This is a genomic window from Arsukibacterium sp. UBA3155 (assembly GCA_002364615.1).
In the GTDB taxonomy this organism is placed as follows: Bacteria; Pseudomonadota; Gammaproteobacteria; order Enterobacterales; family Alteromonadaceae; genus Alishewanella.
The window spans coordinates 25,352-44,656 of the sequence record DEYP01000025.1 but is presented as its reverse complement, the minus strand read 5'-3'; the positions used below and the strand labels follow the sequence as shown (position 1 = coordinate 44,656).

13 protein-coding genes are annotated in these 19,305 nt (G+C 49.8%); 4 read left to right on the top strand and 9 right to left on the bottom strand.

The genetic code is table 11. The features are described from left to right. Positions 1–39: 39 nt before the first annotated feature. Together B2X65_RS12135 and B2X65_RS12130 are read left to right on the top strand one after the other, a co-directional pair. Positions 40–1,410, top strand: coding sequence for a serine hydrolase domain-containing protein (locus tag B2X65_RS12135; protein ID WP_290612830.1), 1,371 nt, complete (start codon positions 40–42; stop codon positions 1,408–1,410). A 47-nt stretch (positions 1,411–1,457) separates the two neighbouring features. Further along, positions 1,458–1,991 (top strand): MarR family transcriptional regulator, encoded by a 534-nt coding sequence (locus B2X65_RS12130; protein ID WP_290612828.1) that lies wholly within the window; start codon positions 1,458–1,460, stop codon positions 1,989–1,991. On the opposite strand, the gene rraA is transcribed toward B2X65_RS12130, so the two are convergent. The 3 genes from rraA to B2X65_RS12115 are packed head-to-tail and all read right to left on the bottom strand — an operon-like array spanning position 1,975 to position 3,652. Next, positions 1,975–2,457, bottom strand: a complete 483-nt coding sequence (rraA, locus tag B2X65_RS12125) for a ribonuclease E activity regulator RraA (RefSeq protein WP_290612826.1) — start codon at positions 2,455–2,457, stop codon at positions 1,975–1,977. The genes B2X65_RS12130 and rraA overlap by 17 nt on opposite strands. A 53-nt stretch (positions 2,458–2,510) precedes the next feature. After that, positions 2,511–3,263: a hypothetical protein gene (locus tag B2X65_RS12120; RefSeq protein ID WP_290612824.1), complete on the bottom strand. Its 753-nt coding sequence runs from the start codon at positions 3,261–3,263 to the stop codon at positions 2,511–2,513. Then, on the bottom strand, positions 3,260–3,652 hold the full coding sequence (locus B2X65_RS12115; protein WP_290612822.1) for a GntR family transcriptional regulator: 393 nt from the start codon (positions 3,650–3,652) through the stop codon (positions 3,260–3,262). Before B2X65_RS12115 ends, B2X65_RS12120 begins: the two co-directional genes overlap by 4 nt. Positions 3,653–3,830: 178 nt before the next feature. Here B2X65_RS12115 and B2X65_RS12110 point away from each other — a divergent pair, with 178 nt between their 5' ends. Continuing rightward, positions 3,831–4,046 (top strand): hypothetical protein, encoded by a 216-nt coding sequence (locus B2X65_RS12110; protein ID WP_290612821.1) that lies wholly within the window; start codon positions 3,831–3,833, stop codon positions 4,044–4,046. Continuing rightward, on the top strand, positions 4,043–5,590 hold the full coding sequence (locus B2X65_RS12105; protein WP_290612820.1) for an alpha/beta hydrolase family protein: 1,548 nt from the start codon (positions 4,043–4,045) through the stop codon (positions 5,588–5,590). The genes B2X65_RS12110 and B2X65_RS12105 overlap by 4 nt, the downstream gene beginning before the upstream one ends. 340 nt (positions 5,591–5,930) lie before the next feature. On the opposite strand, the gene B2X65_RS12100 is transcribed toward B2X65_RS12105, so the two are convergent. The 6 genes from B2X65_RS12100 to B2X65_RS12075 all read right to left on the bottom strand — a co-directional run bounded on the left by B2X65_RS12100 (position 5,931) and on the right by B2X65_RS12075 (position 18,936). Further along, positions 5,931–6,539, bottom strand: coding sequence for a PEP-CTERM sorting domain-containing protein (locus tag B2X65_RS12100; protein ID WP_290612818.1), 609 nt, complete (start codon positions 6,537–6,539; stop codon positions 5,931–5,933). Positions 6,540–6,933: 394 nt separating this feature from the next. After that, positions 6,934–8,346, bottom strand: coding sequence for an FAD-dependent oxidoreductase (locus B2X65_RS12095; RefSeq protein ID WP_290612817.1), 1,413 nt, complete (start codon positions 8,344–8,346; stop codon positions 6,934–6,936). A 16-nt stretch (positions 8,347–8,362) separates the two neighbouring features. Beyond that, positions 8,363–12,838 (bottom strand): glutamate synthase large subunit, encoded by a 4,476-nt coding sequence (gltB, locus tag B2X65_RS12090; RefSeq protein ID WP_290612816.1) that lies wholly within the window; start codon positions 12,836–12,838, stop codon positions 8,363–8,365. A 399-nt stretch (positions 12,839–13,237) separates the two neighbouring features. After that, the gene (iadA, locus tag B2X65_RS12085) at positions 13,238–14,419 is read right to left on the bottom strand and encodes a beta-aspartyl-peptidase (RefSeq protein ID WP_290612814.1); all 1,182 of its coding nucleotides are present in this window, start codon (positions 14,417–14,419) and stop codon (positions 13,238–13,240) included. Between the two features lie 29 nt (positions 14,420–14,448). Continuing rightward, positions 14,449–15,933: a putative basic amino acid antiporter YfcC gene (gene yfcC / locus B2X65_RS12080; RefSeq protein ID WP_290612812.1), complete on the bottom strand. Its 1,485-nt coding sequence runs from the start codon at positions 15,931–15,933 to the stop codon at positions 14,449–14,451. A gap of 78 nt (positions 15,934–16,011) precedes the next feature. Beyond that, the gene (locus B2X65_RS12075; RefSeq protein WP_290612811.1) at positions 16,012–18,936 is read right to left on the bottom strand and encodes a TonB-dependent receptor domain-containing protein; all 2,925 of its coding nucleotides are present in this window, start codon (positions 18,934–18,936) and stop codon (positions 16,012–16,014) included. Positions 18,937–19,305 lie beyond the last annotated feature (369 nt).

The following is a 19,305-nucleotide window of genomic DNA, read 5'->3' as shown; positions in this document are numbered from 1 at the left end:
CTATAGTGCTCTCAATGCATAACACAAAGGAGAGCCACTATGGTGCGTGTATTTGCTGCAGCAATATCTATCTGCATGTTACTGACTTTAGGTTCAGCTGCGGCGAAAGCTGAACAACCCCCAGAGCAGACAGCTACTGCCGCTAAGCTGGCTGAGGTGGCGCAGGCTTATGCGGATGTGTATGGTTTTTCCGGCACGGTAAAGGTAGTAAAGCAAGGGCAGGAAGTGTTGCTTGCCAGTTATGGCTTGGCTAACCGCGAGTTTGGTATTAGCAACAGAGCGGATGTGAGGTTTTCAATTAACTCTATGTCGAAAACCTTTACTGCTGCGGCGGTGCTACAGTTGACAGAGCAAGGTAAGCTTAAGCTGCACACGCCGGTGGCGGCCTATATTCCCGAGCTAAGTGCCGATTGGGCTAACAAAGTCACTCTGCATCATTTGTTGACCCACAGTAGTGGCTTGCCGCGGGAGTCGGGCATTCAGCCACATCAAAACTTAACCCTTAGCCAGCAGATTACGCAGCTGGTTAATAATCAGACGCTGCTGTTTGAACCGGGTAGCCGTTATGAGTATTCCAACATTGGCATTATTTTACTTGGCCGGATAATAGAAACGGCGTCTAAACAAGATTTTGCCAGCTACATTACCGAACACATTCTCAAACCGCTTAAGCTTAGTAATACCGGCGTATATCTGGCGGAAAAGGTGGTCGAGCGCCAGGCGACACCCTACCGTATTTCACCAGAGGGGGTTGCTACTGCGGCGAGGTCGAAGCATTTAGGTGTAAACCCCGGTGGCGGCATGTATTCTAACGTCAACGACCTATATCAATTTGTGCTGGCGCTGGAGCAGCACAAACTACTTTCGGCAGAAACCACCCGGCAAATTTTTCAGCAACAGCTGACATCGGCAGAGGGCGATAGCCACGGCTATGGCTGGACGCTAAAACCCTTCGGTGACCGCATGCTGTATTTTGCTGCAGGCAGTGGCTTTGGCACCAAAAGCGTTATGCTGCGTTCGGCATCGCAAGATGACTTTATCGCTATTACCGCAAACTGGGGCAATACGCCGGTATTACAGCTGATGGCAGGGCTGTTCTTTGTGCTGAACGACATGGATTACACCTTGCCGGATAAGCGCAGCTTAGCGTCTGAGTCACAGTTTACGCCCCGTTTAGGCCGCTACAGTTTTGTTGCAGACGAGGTGCAGAAACATTTGATGATGCAGTCCAACATTGTCACCTTGCAGGCAATAGACGGCAAAGTATTTATGAATGATGAACTGATGGCGGTGCGGCCTGATAACACCTTACGACTTACCTATACCGATGAAGTCAGCATTGGCTTTGCCGGTAATAACATGATCATCAGTATTAACGGTAATACGCTACGCGGTGAAAAGCTGCCGTAAGTTAAGTGCGTCATATGCAGTTGAATAAGCGTTTTGGAGAATTTTAGATGAATAAACTCAATCAGGTACCCGCTCTGTTACAGCGGGCGGCTTCGCAGTGGAAAGCAATCCACCCACAGTTGCCGGTTGACGATGCAGTGCTGATTGGTTTGCTGATTGGCGTCGGCGCTAATGCCGATACGCTCGGCGTGCAGCAACTCAAGCCGTTCGCTTTGTGCCAGACCGAGCATGATGTGCTGGCGTGTGCCAGGCGCCAGGGACCGCCTTATCAGGTAACGCCGGCACTGTTGTTAGAAGAGGTGCGTATTACGTCGGGCGCTTTAACCACCTGCCTTAACCGTTTAATTGAAAAGTCGCTGATCAGCCGGGTGCCCAGCCAGACAGATTTGCGCTCTAAGCCATTACAGTTGACAGAGCAGGGCTTGGCGCTGATAGACAAGTTAACCAAGGTGCGTTTTCAGCTGGCAGCACAAGTGCTGGCAAATTTTTCCGCTGAGGAGAAAACACAGTTAAGAAGCCTGCTGGCTAAAGTACAGCAGGGTTTAAACCAGGATAGCGCTGCGGCTACAACAACGGTTTAGTCGCTACCAGCACGCCATTATTATCGGCATAGACATACTGGCCGGGGATAAAGTCTACCCCGGCGAAGGTAACAGTCAGGTTAATATCACCTAAATCACGCTTGTCGGTTTTCATCGGGTGAATACCCAATGCCTGCACGCCAAGTGGCGTTTGGCGGATGATGTCAATGTCACGAATACAACCGTTGATAATAATGCCTTGCCAGCCGTTGCTTGCTGCTTGTTCAGCCAGCATATCACCCAGTAGCGCATGGCGCTTTGAGCCGCCACCGTCTACCACCAGCACTTTGCCATGGCCGTTGGTTGCCACCAGCTGTTTTACCTTGGAGTTATCTTCAAAACATTTTACCGTAACAATTTCACCGCCAAAGCATGTGGTAGCGCCGTAGTTGGTGAAAATGGGTTCGGCTACGCGAATGCAGTCGGCGTGGGCGTCGCATAAGTCGGGCAGGGTAAATGGTGGCATGGCATAACCTCTTGCTAAATTTTTTAATCAGGACGTATTGTTAGTGCTGGTAATTAGTATGCCAGGCTATCGGCAGATGGCCGCTGTCGGGTTTGCAGCAGCATTAGCTGTAGTGACAAACTAAGCACGATATACAGCAGTTCCGGCTTTGCCTGAAATGCACCTAATAATAAAAATAGCACCAGCAGCAAATTAAAGCCGATGATCGCCTTAAGATAATGGTTAACTTTACGCTGCGTCTGCAACTGCTGGAGCTCCGGGGTATCGTCAAAATTTCGCCGCTTGCGAAACACCGTGAAATACACAGCGGCACATAACGCCGTATTGGTGAGCAAACCGACAGTGATTAACCGCCATAGCTTTGCCATATCAGGTGCCCAGTTACCGCTAATTACCAAAATGGCGGCTAACAGCGGCACGGTAAGCACGGCACATACCGCCATGACTCGATCGGCTGGCTGCACATAATCCAGTACCCGGCGCGGTTGTAAACTGGCTTTGCGCTGCGTTGGCACTATTGGCGGGGGTTGTAGCCATTGACGTTGTACCAGCAATAAAAAAACCTGCAGGCTGGTGAAACCCAGCAGTAGTGATATGTTCAGTGCTATCCAGCCAGACAACTGGGCCAGCAATAAAGCCGAACCTGCCAATAACACCAGCCTGTTTATCCATTTGAAATAAACGCGTAGCAGCGGTTTATTGGGCTGTAGCGGGTGCTGCTGTTGGCAACGATGAGGCAACCAGCCAGAAAGCAGCGCCAACTGCAGCGCAAATATCACATTTATCGCCAGATGCATGATGGTCATAAGGGCTCCGTTAACGTTGGCTCTTTGATAAGTTCAGCAAACTGCAGGCGAATTTCAGAGTCGGTCAGCCCGAGATCCCGCAGTTGTATAATCGTTGTTGTCAGCAGTTGCCGGGCTTGCTGGCTATGATCAATCAGGCAATTCTGGTTTGCCTGTGCGTGAATAAAAGTTCCGCGATACCCTTTGCCGACAATTACTGCGTCACGTTCCAGCAGCTTATAGGCTTTGGCCACTGTGTTCTGGTTAATGCCTAAATCGGCAGCTAACTGGCGAATAGAGGGCAACTGAAAGCCTGGCTGCAAGGTTCCTGCGTTGACCAACTGCTTAATCTGGCTGATCAGCTGGCTAAAAATCGGCTCTGTGCTGTCGGTATCAATCAGAATTTCCATATGCCCCCCGCTAAATCCTGATTTTGTTGTACTACTTGATCTAATAGTACACCGGTGCTAGTCTGCTTACAACATGTACTATTTGAACTAGTGGTGCATGTGGGTCATGCGTGTGTATCAAAAGTGCGATTTTAACTAAATTAACTGCCGCGCCGCGTGCAGTAATAAGGAGATACTGATGAAAAAACCACCCGTTATTGTGTTGCATAGCCTGTTCTGGGCCGCGATTATTCTGCTGTTTGCCTGGGTATTCCGTGATGCCGGGCAATCGGGTAGCTGGTTATTCTGTGCTGTTGCGCTGTGGTGCTGCAGCCATTCGCTGCTGCAATACGGCGTGTGCCGTCGTAAACCTTGCTGCAACTTAGTAAGCGATAGCAATAAGGATGTGAAATGAATACGTTTGAGCGAAGTCTAACTACTACCCATATATTTTTTTTATTTTTGCTTAGCGGACTGCTTAGCGTGACAGGCAAAGCGTTTCGCAGGGCCGGCCTGATAGCCGGTGTGCTGCTGAGCATGTTAGTACTGAGTGCGCAGGCTGATACTGTTACGAATACTGTGGCTGATGCTGAACCTGATTTGCAGGGGGCCTGGGTTGGCACGTTGCAGGTTGGGGATAACAAGTTGCGTTTACGCTTTAATGTCAGCCGAGAACAAGATCAGCCATATCAGGCAACCATGGACAGCATTGATCAGGGCGCCAGCGGCATTCCGGTTAGTCGGGTTACCGTTAAGCAACAGCACATTGAGCTGGAAATAGACGCTGCGCAGGTGCTTTATGTCGGTGAATACCAGGTAGCGTCTGAGCAAATACAGGGGCAATGGCAACAAGGCGGTCAGGCGTTTGATTTGACGTTAAGCCGGCAACAACAGGAAGCGCGCAAACCGCAGGATCCGGTAAAACCTTATCCGTATATTGAAGAGCAAATCAGTTTTAACAATACGGCTGCCGGTATTCAACTGGCTGGCACGCTGACCCGGCCGGCTGATACCTCGCACGCTGTGCCGGCAGTGGTGTTAATTTCAGGCTCGGGGCCGCAGGACAGAGATCAGCAACTGCTCGGCCACAGACCCTTTCTGGTGCTGGCTGACTATTTAACCCGCCAGGGTTTCGCGGTACTGCGGTTTGACGACAGGGGCATTGGCAAGTCTGGCGGGACATTTTATCAGGCAACCAGTCTGGATTTTGCCACTGACGTTGCTGCTGCGGTGCGCTATTTGCAGCAGCGAATAGAAATTCGTGCCGATCAAATTGGCTTGATTGGCCACAGCGAAGGAGGGCTGATAGCCCCTGTGGTAGCGCAGCAACAGGAGGGCGTCAGTTTCCTGGTGCTGCTGGCTGCCCCCGGTATCACCGGCGCCGAAATATCTGCTAATCAGTTTGAGCAGATGCTTGTCTCGCAGGGATTGCCTGAAACAACGGTCAGACATGCAACTGCGATTTATACCAATATGAACAAGCTCGCGGCAAAACCCAGGCAGCCCACTGCGGCAGAGCTGAACGGGTATTATCAATTGCAGTGGCAGAAATTACCCGACGAGATTAAGCAACAACTGCTGCCTTTGGGTGGCGGGGCATTGTCGAAAGAGCGGTTGGCCGAATTGCAGAACGCGTGGTTTCGCTACTTCCAGCAACATGATCCGCATCGCTGGCTCAGCAAAACCAAGTTGCCTACGCTGGTATTGTATGGCAGTAAGGATGTGCAACTGGATGCCGAGATCAATATTGCTGCCATTGAACAGGCGCTGCAGCAAGCCAGAAACACTCAATATAAGGTGATCCAATTACAAGGACTTAATCACCTGTTTCAGGAAGCAGACACCGGGCGCTGGGATGAATACGCCAGTATCAGCCAAACATTATCGCCAATGTTACTGAGTAATCTCGCAGACTGGTTGCTGCAGATAACCATGCAAAAGGCCCCTGAGCTTAAGTGAACCTGAAACCAGAAACGATAAACCGGTTCGAGCATTACACCGGAGTTTGCCCCTTAATCTCGCTGATCAGCTTTGGCTTAGCGGTTGCCAACTTGAATCTAAAGGGCCTGAGCCATTGATTTAAATTAAGGGGGAATAGTCGTTGATTGCAAATGGCGTTGAAGGGCTGGACTTACCTGTTGATTTTATAACCAGTAAAAAACTCTCTGTGAGTTAGTCTTAATTACTATGATGACTCGCCTCATTCCGGCTGATTGCCGAAATCCTAATTTAGGAACCGAGGCGAGTCATCATATTTGAGCCTGGTGGCTCATTGATACTTTTTGAAAATAACTTTTAATTAGCGTTTTGCGAATCTACGTAATGCTAATAGTGCGATACCAAACAAAGCCAGTGAACTAGGTGCTGGTACCTCAGTGGCAACCTCACCAATCACCACGTTACGTCCGGTCATGCCAAACTGCTCCCATATCTGCCACCAGGTTGTTTCGCTATAGGAACCAACAATATTCTCACCTGCAGTTGATGAGTTCATGGTGTAAGAGATACTGAAACTGTCAATCATATTAACAGAGCTAAAATCGATATTCTCAGGCCCCATATGAATACATGACTGGCTGCCCTCAGAATAATTGGCAGATAAAACTGACGAGCCATCAAAGCCGGCATTGTAAGAACCTTCGCTTGATCTTGTACCACATGAACCAGGGTACTCAAAACCAAGGTTTACATTGCCTGTAATGCTAACAGCCGAGAAGTCCCAGTAATTAGTATCGAGTGCTGTAAATGTAAGATTTAATGTATCGCCTACATTCAGCACAGTGCCAAACAGGTTATTGCCATAAATAGAAGTAAAGGTTGAGCCGTCCCACTCATACTCAATATCAATAATTGCAGCGTTTGCTGAACACGCCGATAAAGCTAAAATCAGACTTAATGCTTTTTTCATTAGAATACTTCTCTTATTTTGATAGTTATTATTTCCAATTGCCGCAGCGATCTTTGCAAAAAATGAACCACTATATAATATATGATATATATCAACAGCATAGGTTTGTGTTAATTGTGGCTAGTTATTTTTTGTAAAAAAAGCTGACAAAGGCGGGTGCATTGCAGTTGAAAACGCATAGGTTTGCCAACGGCGACAGTTGTCTAAAATTACTATCTGGATGGACGCATGGAGCTGGCTTTTATAATCTCAGTGTAGATTAGTGTGCACTGCTCGAACCGGTTTGCCCGCGCTAACACGCCGTAAACCCATCCCCGGGGGCTTCAACGGTTAGCTTAGGGCAAACCTAATCACGCTTATAACCTTCGTCCTAGCAGCTGGCATAAACAGGTGGTTATACCTTTAAATAATCCAGCATACCTTCCGCAGCTTTGCGACCCTGGGCAATGGCGGTAACCACCAAATCAGAGCCTAATACCATATCGCCACCGGCAAAAATCTTTTGCTGGTTAGTTTGCAGCGCGTAGGGGCTTTGCTCAGAGGCAACTACCCGGCCTTTACTGTCGAGCGCTACACCCATGTCAATTAACCATTGTGGTGGGCTCGGCTGAAAACCAAAAGCGATAATAACCGTATCAGCAGCTATTACTTGCTCTGAACCTGCTACAGGCTGCGGGCTGCGTCGGCCTTTAGTGTCGGGCGCACCCAATTCAGTAGTCACCACTTTAACGCCGCACACCTTGCCTTCGCTGTCTACTTCAATACCCAGCGGCTGCAGGTTAAACAAAAACTCGACGCCTTCTTCGCGGGCATTTTGCACTTCTTTGCGTGAGCCAGGCATATTGGCTTCATCGCGCCGGTAAGCACAGCTGACTTTGGTGGCGCCCTGGCGAATAGAGGTGCGTACGCAGTCCATCGCCGTATCGCCGCCGCCTAAGACCACCACGGTTTTATCTTTTAAGCTAACGAACGGATGCTCGGTCTGCCAGCCCATCAGGTTATTAATATTACCAATTAAAAACGGCAGGGCTTCATGCACCCCTGGCGCATCTTCATTTACCAGGCCGCCTTTCATTGGCGTGTAAGTGCCAAGCGCTAAAAATACCGCGTCATACTCATCCAGCAGGCTGTCGAAGCTGACATCGACCCCAACATTGGTATTTAAGCGAAACTCGATACCCATGCCTTCAAAAATTTCCCGCCGCCGACTTAGCACTTCTTTTTCCAGCTTAAACGGCGGAATACCAAAGGTCAGCAGCCCGCCAATTTGTGGATAGCGGTCAAACACCACCGGCGATACGCCATTACGCACCAGTACATCGGCACAGGCTAAGCCAGCCGGACCGGCGCCAATCACTGCCACCCGCCGATCGGTTTTTATTACCGCCGATAAATCCGGCCGCCAGCCCATTTCAAAGGCTTTATCGTTAATGTACTTTTCAATACTGCCAATGGTAACAGCGCCGAAGCCTTCATCGAGGGTACAGGCGCCTTCACACAGGCGGTCTTGCGGGCATACCCGGCCGCATACTTCCGGCAAGCTATTGGTTTTATGCGACAACTCGGCCGCTTCAATAATTTTGCCCTCGTTAGCCAGCTTTAACCACTGCGGAATATAGTTGTGCACCGGGCACTTCCATTCACAGTAAGGGTTACCGCAATCGAGGCAGCGGTCGGCCTGGCCTTCCACCTGGGTGTTGGTCATCGGCTGATAAATTTCCACGAACTCGATAGTACGTTCGCTGTGAGAGCGTTTTGGCGGATCAATCCGTTTCACGTCAATAAACTGATATACATTCTGTGCCATAACGTTTCCTTTGCCCTTACATCGCCTGAACCCGCAGCTCGGCAGAAGAGCGAGCGCGGTGTCCCAGCAAGGTATTTACATCGCTGGTTTTTGGTTTCACCAGCTTAAATTTGCTTAAGTAATTGTTGAAGTCAGACAGGATGCGCTGGGCTTTATCGCTGCCGGTTTCTTCTACGTGTTGGTGCAACAGGCTACGCAGGTGCTCTTGCAAAATGGGCGTGCTGATCTCCAGCGCTTCAACCAGCTCTGGGTTTAGCCGCAGTTCCAGGTCATCCTGCTCATCCAGTAAATAGGCAAAGCCACCGGTCATGCCCGCGCCAAAATTCACCCCGGTGCCGCCCAGCACCACCACCACACCGCCGGTCATATATTCGCAGCAGTTATCGCCGGTACCTTCTACTACCGCCAAGGCGCCGGAGTTACGCACGGCAAAACGCTCGCCGGCCTGGCCCGCAGCATAAAAGCGACCGCCGGTGGCGCCGTATAAACAAGTGTTACCGGCAATAGCAAAACCGTTTTTGGCAAAGCTGGCACCTTTGGCCGGGAATATCGCTATCTGGCCGCCGGTCATGCCTTTGCCGACATAATCGTTAGCATCGCCCTGCAGCGCTAAGTGCAGGCCACCGGCATTCCATACCCCAAAGCTCTGGCCGGCAGTGCCGGTAAAGCGCAGGCGGATTGGATCGGTTGCCATGCCCTGGTTACCGTGCTTGCTGGCGATAAAGCCTGATAACGTGGCGCCAACTGAACGGTCGGTGTTGCGAATGGGCAGGCTAAGCTGACCACCGCTTTTATTAAGCACCATTTGCTCACAGCGCTGCAGCAGTTGCTGGTTTAATGCACCCGGATCAAACGGCGTATTATTTTTAACGCAGTGCAGCGGTTTATCTGATGTTACTCCGCTGGCCTGTAAAATAGGGGTTAAGTCCAGTTTGGCTTGTTTCTGGGTTTCGCTGGCTTTAGCGGTCAGTAAGTCGGTACGACCAATAAGCTGAGTAAGCTCGGTTACCCCAAGCTGCGCCATTAGCTCACGGACTTCTAAGCCTAAAAACTTAAAGTAATTCATTACCATTTCTGGCAAGCCGGTAAAGTGGTCACGTCGCAGGGTTTCATCCTGGGTGGCTACGCCGGTGGCGCAGTTATTTAAATGGCAAATACGCAGGAATTTACAGCCGAGCGCCACCATGGGCCCGGTACCAAAACCAAAGCTTTCAGCACCTAAAATAGCCGCTTTTACCACATCGAGGCCGGTTTTTAAGCCGCCATCAACTTGTAAGCGCACCCGATCGCGCAGGCCATTTTCAACCAGCGCCTGATGCACTTCGGCCAGGCCAAGCTCCCACGGGCTGCCAGCATATTTAACCGAGGTTAACGGGCTGGCGCCGGTGCCGCCATCGTATCCTGACACGGTAATTAAATCGGCATAGGCTTTAGCCACACCGGTAGCGATAGTGCCGATACCGGGCTCTGATACCAGTTTTACCGAGATCAGCGCCTGCGGATTAACCTGTTTTAAATCGAAAATAAGCTGGGCTAAATCTTCAATTGAGTAAATATCGTGATGTGGTGGTGGCGAAATAAGGGTAACGCCGGGTACCGAATAACGTAAGCGGGCTATTTCGGCAGTGACCTTTTCACCGGGTAACTGACCACCTTCACCGGGTTTTGCGCCCTGCGCCACTTTAATCTGAATAACTTCAGCATTTACCAGGTAATGCGGGGTAACGCCGAAGCGGCCAGAGGCAACCTGTTTAATTTTGGAGTTTTTCTCGGTACCAAAACGGCGTGGATCTTCGCCGCCTTCGCCTGAGTTAGAACGCCCGCCTAAGCGGTTCATGGCGATGGCCAGCGCTTCGTGCGCCTCGGGGCTTAATGCACCAATGGACATGGCGGCACTGTCAAAGCGCGGATATAAGTGTTCGGCCGCTTCTACCTGGTCTAATGGGATACTGTTTTTGGCTGCGTCGGTATCATTAGCCAGTTGTAGTAAGTCACGCAAATGGGCCACCGGGCGCTGGTTAACATGGTTGCTGTAAACCCGGTAATCTTCGTATTTGCCAGAGCGTACCGCTTTTTGCAGGCTGGTAACCACATCCGGATTGTAGGCGTGGTATTCGCCGTCATGCACGTATTTTAGCAGGCCACCGTGGTTCATTGGTTTGCGTTTAAGCCAGGCGACATTGGCCAGCTGCTGCACGTCCTGTTCAAAATCAATAAAGCTGGCACCACCAATGCGCGAGGCTACGTCGGCAAAACACAATTGCATCACGTCGTTGTTAATGCCCACTGCCTCAAACAGGTTAGAGCAGCGGTAACTGGCCACGGTGGAGATGCCCATTTTCGACATTATTTTATAAAGGCCTTTGTTAATGCCCTTGCGGTAGTTAAGCACTGCCTGGCGCGCACTTAAATTAATGGTGCCTTTTTCAACCAGCTGCTCAACGGTTTCATAGGCTAAAAACGGATAAATACCGGTCGCGCCCAGGCCAATTAACACTGCAAAGTGATGCGAGTCACGGGCGCTTGCGGTTTCAATAATTATGTTAGAATCACAGCGCAGCTGCGCATTAACCAGTGCCAGTTGCACCGCACCTACTGCCATGGCGGCCGGAATAGGAATTAAGCCTTGTTCGATACGCCGATCGGTCAGGATCACCAGTACCACACTGTTGTCGCGCACCGCACTGACCACGGCGTCACACAAGGCGCGGGTCGCCAGCTCTAACGTTTGTTGCTGAGGGTCAAAGTTTAATGAGAACACCTGGTTTTTATAATATTTTTCATCAGCCTGGCGTAGCTGTTTTAAGTCTGAATACATCATTACCGGCGATTCAAACTGAATGCGGCGGGCATAACCGGCCGTTTCTTTAAACACGTTGTGCTCACGGCCAATACTGGTAGCCAGCGACATTACGTGTGACTCCCGCAGCGGATCGATAGGCGGGTTGGTTACCTGGGCAAACTGCTGACGAAAGTAGTCAAACAAGTTGCGGGGCTTGCGCGATAACACGGCCATTGGCGTATCGTCGCCCATAGAGCCGACCGCTTCCTGGCCGTCTTTGGCCAGCACGGTCATTACCTGCTCAATTTCTTCGTAGCTGTAGTTAAACAGCTTGTGATACACCTGCATGGTGTTGTCGTCAAATACCCGTTTACCAATTAAATCGGTCTCGTACTTCTCATAAGGCACCAGCCGCTGCACGTTGTCATCTAGCCAGCTGCGATAGGTATGTCGTGCCTTTAAATCGTTATCAATTTCATCCGAGCGCCAAATTTGCCCGGTAGTCGTATCAATCGCCAGCATTTCACCGGGGCCAACCCGGCCTTTCTCGACCACTTCATCCGGGGTGTAATCCCAGATACCCACTTCAGAGGCTAAGGTAATCAGTTTATCGCGGGTTATGACAAAGCGGGCAGGGCGCAGACCGTTACGGTCCAGGTTACAAGCCACATGCTGGCCGTTGGTCATGACGATACCGGCCGGGCCGTCCCACGGCTCCATGTGCATTGAGTTAAATTCGTAAAAGGCTTTTAAGTTGTCATCCATTACCCGGTTGCCTTGCCAGGCTGGTGGTACCAACAAGCGCATGGCGCGGAATAAATCCATGCCGCCGGCTAATAGCAGCTCCAGCTGGTTATCCAGTGAACTGGAGTCTGAACCACTCTGGCCGACAAATGGCGCGGCGTCTTGTAAGTCGGGTAACAGGGGTGAGGCAAATTTATACTGGCGGGCGCGGGCCCACTGCCGGTTGCCGGTAATAGTGTTAATTTCTCCGTTGTGCGCCAGATAGCGAAAAGGCTGCGCCAGTGGCCAGCGTGGCATGGTGTTGGTAGAAAAACGCTGGTGAAAGACGCAAATGGCGGTTTCCATCCGGATATCGGCTAAATCGGTGTAGTAACGCGGCAAGTCGGCCGGCATCATCAGGCCTTTAAATACCGTTACCAATGACGAGAAGCTGGGAATATAAAAATCCGGATCAGCCATTAATTGCTGTTCTACCCGGCGACGAACCATATAAAGGCGGCGTTCTAAATCATGATCGCCCCAACCATGGGGGGCATTAACAATAACCTGCTCAATTTGCGGCATCGATTCCAGTGCCAGCGGGCCTAACACGCTGCTGTCGGTAGGTACAGCGCGCCAGGTCACCAGGCTTAAGGTTTCACGGGCTATTTCTTTATTAATAATGGCTTTGGCTGTGGCAGCTTTTTCCGGATCCTGGCTTAGGAAAATCATACCGACGCCGTATTTTTTTGCCAGGTTCCAGCCATTCTCCTCTGCAATTGCCCGGAAAAAACTGTCAGGTTTTTGCATTAATAAACCGCAGCCATCGCCGGTCTTACCGTCAGCCGAAATACCGCCACGATGCTGCATGCGATCCAGGCCGTTGATGGCAGTTCTGACAATCCGGTGGCTGGCAGCACCTTCTATATGAGCGATAAGGCCAAAGCCACAATTTTCCCGCGCCTGACTATGCTGATACAACGCCATGACTTACCTCCAAACTTGCCTTGAAAATATATAAATATTTACAAAAAATGAATTATTATTCTTAAAACCAATTTTTCTGCAAATGAAAGAAAATAACGAGGTCTCTTTCAGTAATTTATGCGCTGTAGTGTTTTTACTCTATTTTGATTGGCGCTCTGCAGCCACCAAGCTGAACAGGTATACTAAGAATAAGCTAAAAAAGCAAGTGAAGTTTATCCGTCTGGCCGTCTGTTTGATTTTGAAATTGCCCGGCTGAAAATGAAAATAAATTACATGAATTGGCGCTATTTCCAGCATCAATATTACTTTGGCATAAAAAAAAGCTGCCGAAGCAGCTTTCTAAGTTCTAGTAGTACATTTGGTTTGCATATATTTATGCTAAACGTGCTTAGTGCAATGTTAGCGCTCAAACATGCCTTTTACCGTGGCTTTGCCTGAATTTACTAGCTGTTTGCCCTTGGCAAATACCTGGTTGATAGCCAGATCGTCGCGATTAAGCAATACCAAATCGGCATCTAAGCCGATTGCCAATCGACCTTTTAGCTTTAGTCCTAACACAGCCGCTGGCGACTGGGTGATAGCGCAAATGGCGTCACTGATACTTACCTTGTGCTTTAATATTGCATCGCGGGCTGACTGATATAGCGTGCTTACCTGGCCAACTTGCAGCCCCAGTAAATCACCGTTGTCCGTGTAAATTGGCAGACTGGCATTGCCGTCTGAGCTAAGCGTCAGATGCAGCGGATTGATATCTTCCTGCAGTGCCTCAGCCAGCGCCGCTGCTGCTGCGACTTCGCCGTGTTTTAGATCGTACTCTGTGGTACTGGTGGTGAAGTCAATCACGCCGCCTTTTTTAGCAAATTCAAGGCCGGCTTCGAAAACCCGGCGGTTGCGGTTCATATGGGTAGGATAAAACTGCTTTAAGGTTAATTCTGTGCCAGAAACCGCCTGATAAATAGGTTGCAGGATACGTTCGCCAGCACCCATATGCACGCTGACGACCCCACTCTTACCTGCCAAAATACCGCCCACTCTGGCTGCTGCTGCGATCTTACGGATCTCATCAATGGTAGGCTGTGATGAGCGATGATCACTTATCGCGATTTCACCTACACCAATAAATTTATCAATTAAGATTAAATCATCAGTAATACTACCCGTTAAGGTACGGCAGGGAATTTCATATGAGCCGGTATGGCAGTAGGTGGTAATACCTTCTATATCTAGTGCATGTGCTTTGGCCAGCAGGTTGGTTAATGTGCGGGTGGTGGCATCGGTCCCCAGCACACCAATAGCAGTAGTCACACCCCCTAAGGTGGCATCAGTAAGTTGCATTTCCGGGGTGCGGGTGGCAAAACCACCTTCACCGCCACCGCCAATAAAGTGTACCAGCGAGTCGACAAAACCCGGGGTCAGGTAATAGTCACTGCCATCGATAATCGTCACCGGCAAATTGCTGCCAGCCATGTTAAAGTCATTGCCAATGGCGGCTATACGACCGCCGGCTATTACTACGTCCAATTTGCCAAGTGGCTGTGGCGCAAACAGCTCGGCATTTTTTATAAGTACAATTGAATTCAAAATATTAACCTCGAACAGCCGATTTGCTGCTATTGATAACCTATTGCCACAGCGATAAGCATAAAGCTGCTGGCCAGCGCAAACAGCCAAAGCTGTAATTTCCAGACAAAACGAAACCACACGGTCCAGTCAACCCTTACCACACCTAAACAACCGATTAACGCCGCTGACGTCGGGATAATGCAGTTGGTCAAACCATCACCGAGCTGGAATGCTAATACCGCAATTTGGCGCGACAGTCCGACTAAATCGGCCAACGGCGCGATAAGTGGCATAGTTAGCGCCGCCTGACCTGAACCAGAAGCAACAAAGAAGTTTATGACCGACTGAATAATCAGCATTAACCAGGCGGACAAGTACGACGGTAAATCGCCAAGCGCCTGGCCGCTGTAATAAAGCAGGGTGTTTAGTACCGACGGCGAATTGGGCTCATCGCCACCTAGCAACAGCACTATGCCTTTGGCCATACCGACAATCAGTGCGGCGGGTAAAAGCTCTGCAGCGCCATGTTTAAAACCATCGGCCGCTTCATTCATGGTTAAACGTTTACCAAATACCGCGATAACGGCGATAATAATACCAATAGTAAAGAATTGGCTGGCAATCTCCGGAATATAGTATTGGCGAGTGGTTACACCCCAGATAATCCAGACCAGGCCGGCGAAGAATGCCAGTAAAATAATGCTATCGAGCTGATTGTAGTCGTTTTTTGCTTCTGCACTTTGTTGTGCCCGCAATTTCTGGTCGGTATTGAAACTTAACGACAGCTCTGGCTGCGCTTTTATTCTGGCGGCATAGCGCATGGTGAAAACCATGCCAAACAAAGTGAAAATCACCCACATAGCGATGCGTAAGTCTTTGCCAGACATTAATGGAATTTCCGCAATGCCCTGGGCAATAGCGACATTAAACGGGTTCATCCAGGAGGTTGCAAAACCAATTTGGGTAGCAACGTAGGTAACCAACACCGTGGTGATGGCGTCATAACCAAGTGCCAGCATCAATGGCAGCAAAATGATACAAAAAGCGATTGCTTCCTCGCCCATACCAAATACCGCACCACCTAGTGAAAATAAGCCAAACATCAGTGGAATAAATACAAATTCCATTCGTTTGGTTTTTTCGATAAGCGCCAGAATACCGTTGTGAATAGCACCGGTTTTCATAATGATGCCAAAAGCACCACCCGTAAGCAGAATAAAAGCCACTACACCAATGGCTGATCCCCACTTATCGCCGGATACCAGCCCTTCAAAGGCATAGTTAAAAAAGCCAATGCCACCGCCCTCCGCAAACAGCGGCACACCTTGTTGTGCATCTGTTACCAGCGTAAAGCTGTTTGGGTCAATTTTACCCTTAAGTTTGGCTGCCCCTTCGGCCACCGGCGCAGGCTCGAGTAAACTAAATGAGCCGGCAGGGACCAGATGCGATGCAACCGCAGCCAGAATCATCACAAAAAACAGGATGACAAAGGCGTCCGGCATTGCTACCGGTTTTTTTACTTGGTTAGCCATAATGTAAGCCTTGTAATAGCTATCGGTAATTAGCGGGCGTAATACCAGTTGTAGTATTTACGCCCGCGTCTTTGCTAATTAAAAGAAGTAGCTAAAGGATACACGATAGTTGCGGCCAAAGGCGTTGTGGTTAATAGAGTCGAACCCGCGGCTGCTGCCATATACCGCTGGTGGGTCACGATCCAGCAGGTTGTCGATAGTGAAGTTAAGCGATGCATGCTCAAAATCATAACCAATGTTGGCCCGCAGTGTGGTCCAGGCTGAGACATCACGAGTGCCATCAGCGTCAATCAGACCTAACTCATCAAGCTCGTCCAGGTTGCGACTGCGTAACCGCGCAGTATCGTCCAGGTATGACGAGGTATAAAGTGCTGTCAGGCCCAGATAAAGCGCTTCGCCACTCCAGGAAATGCGGGCACTACCGATATTTTCCGGGTAGCGGAAAGTACCAATGAGTGCTTCAACTTCATCCGAGCCGGCTTTATTGCGCTCAAACTCCAGATAGTGGGTCCAGTCAAGATCCAGCCCTAAGCGGCCACCGGCCAAATCAAGTGTATGGCTGAAACTAGCATCAATACCGCTAACATCCTGACGGCCAACGTTATCCAGCTGGATAACATGGTCACGGAACAGCGGCAATTCAGCAAAGCGCGGATCGTCGTACTCAACCCAGGCATCCAAGATTTCTGCCATATTGGCGCCGTCATCTTCAACAGTTCTGCCGGCCAGATCGGTAACATCACACAAGTCAGGATCGTAAGAGATACCCAGTTCGCCATCAGGCACCAGGCCACAATGACGGACACTGGCATCGGTTGCCGTGCGGGCCAGCATCGCGGTCATATCGGTATCGACCAGTTTTTTATGCTCAAACTGCCAGTAATCGACGGTTAGCGTGGTGTCCTGAGTCGGGCTCCAGCCAAAACCAACGCTGACAGACTCTGAAGTTTCGGCTTCAAGCGCAGCATTACCCAGTTCCAGTACATTCGGGCTGCTGGTAAAACCGGCACCGTCACAGTACAAATCAGAAACGGTTTGGTTAGCACTACAATCAAAGGTTGCGGTAGTGGTTCTTAGTTTTACCCCTGCCTGAGTAAGTGACGGTGCCCGGAATGACGTGGCCCAGGAGCCACGAATCACTAAGCTTTCCAGCGGACGCCAGGTAATACCCACTTTCGGGTTAAAGGTACTGCCAAAATCGTCGTAGTGGTCGTAGCGGCCAGCCAGCTGTAACTCAACCGTATCACCTAATGGCGCATAAATTTCGGCAAAAGCGGCCATCTGGGTTCGATCAGCAGCAGAGAGGCTGGAACCAAAGCCGAAGACATCTACCAGGTAACCATTGGCGGCACTGGCCTGAGCGTTAGCAGATGGCGTATCAGTAATTTCTTCTTTACGTAATTCAAGACCAAATGCCGAGCGTACCAGCTGACCATTCAACTCAAATAAATCGCCACTTATCCGTGCATCCCAACCATAAACTGTGCTGACGCCATCGCGGGTAGGTACCTCCTGAGCCAGTGCTAACAGTGCTTCATTACCGGCATCATTGGCTAAAAACGGATTATAAACACCCGCCAGACCTGCACCACTGCCGCACGTTAACGTGTCGGCATCACTATTGTAACTGGCGATAGTACCGTCCTGGCAAAGCTCACCGGCGATTGCAGCATGATATTTATAGCGGTTGTAAATCCCGGCTATGGCGCGCTGCTCTGACTCAGAGCGTGATAACAGCGCTGCAGTTTCCCAGTCCCAGTTTTCAGTGCTGCCAGCGATACTGCTAACAAGACGGAACGAATCGCTGGTAACTTCAACAGTTCTTGGTGTATTAAAGCGAGCATCGAACTGAAAACCAAACAACCGCTGACCCGCCACACTGGTGAACGGGTCAATATAAATTTGATCGAGCAACGAGTCGCGCACGGCGTCAGGGAACACATCCAGTGCGGTTTCCCGAACCCAGGCGCCCTCGCTGTCATCAACCTGATTAATTGGTGCCGGGCTGGATGAAGAAACCGACGAGGTGTGGCTGTAGAAAAAGTCGGTATTCCATATCAGGTTGTTGCCCAGCTCTTTGCGGAAATTAAAGCCGGCTGAGGCACTTTCAAACGGCGTTTCTAATACATCATCCTCGTTTGCATAGTATGCACAGATTTGCTCGCCAAATTCGGTGGTAACCAGTTGGCTGGTGCAGCCCGGGCTGGCTATTTCATCGCCACTAACGGCTGAAAAGAAATAAATATTAGGTACGCCTTTTGGTAAGTAAGAGTAGTTACTTACCAGGTTTGGGTTGCGGGTAAAGTCACGATCCTGCGCAGTGTAGCCCTTGCGATCATAGACATCAGCAAATATGGTCAGATTACCGCCGGCCAGTTCTGTACCCAGCACAATATTGGCGTTAACTTTCGCATCATCTGATGAAGCAGTACTGTTGCCGTAGGATACGTTGAGTTCTGCACCTTCATAATCTGTTTTCAGTATATAGTTAATAACCCCGGCCACAGCGTCGGCACCATAGATTGCTGAAGCACCGGTTGCCAGCACTTCTATCCGCTCAATGGCTGCCAGCGGAATGCTGTTTACGTCAACAAAGTTCTGAGTGCCGGCTGCAAACGAAGAGGCTGCAACCCGGCGGCCATTTACCAGCGTCAATGTTGAAGAGGGACCAAGACCACGCAGCGATGCTGCAGCCTGACCTGCTGGAGTCGAAGTAGACGTTGCGCCGCTCTCAGAAGTAGAAAAGGTACCACTACCACCTCGTACCTGACCTAGATCTTTAAGCAGATCATAAATTGAACTGGCGCCAGAATTTTTAATCTGTTCGGCAGAAATAACAACCAACGGTTGCGTGCCTTCCAGATCAACACCTTTGATCCGTGAACCTGTTACTTCAATTCGTTCTACTTTTTGTTCTTCGTTGGCCGTTTCTTGTGCATAGCTAAAAGGAGACACGACTAAGCTGCCAGCAATAGCCAGCGCCAGTGGGGTTAATTTACGCATAGTTACACCTGTGTTTTTTGGGCATGCGATCAGCTAAGGATCGGCACAGCCACTTATTTGCTTTATTTTTGCTTTAATGGGTTTGTTTAAATAGAACACCTCAGGTCAACCGCAGTTGCCTGATAGGTTTCTATTCGTTAAACCACTCAGAAAGGTAGTAGGACGAATAGTGATATGAGCCGAGCATTAGTGCTTTCTTTAACATATCGCTACTTTGAAAAGTGAGTTATTAATTATAAATTGCCTTATTTTGTGATCGGCACTGATCTAAATCAGTGCCGATCACAATCTTATTTCTACTTCTAATTGGCAAAGATGTCAATACAGGATAATCTGTATGCCTTAAATATGGGGTTCGCGCCTGGCGCA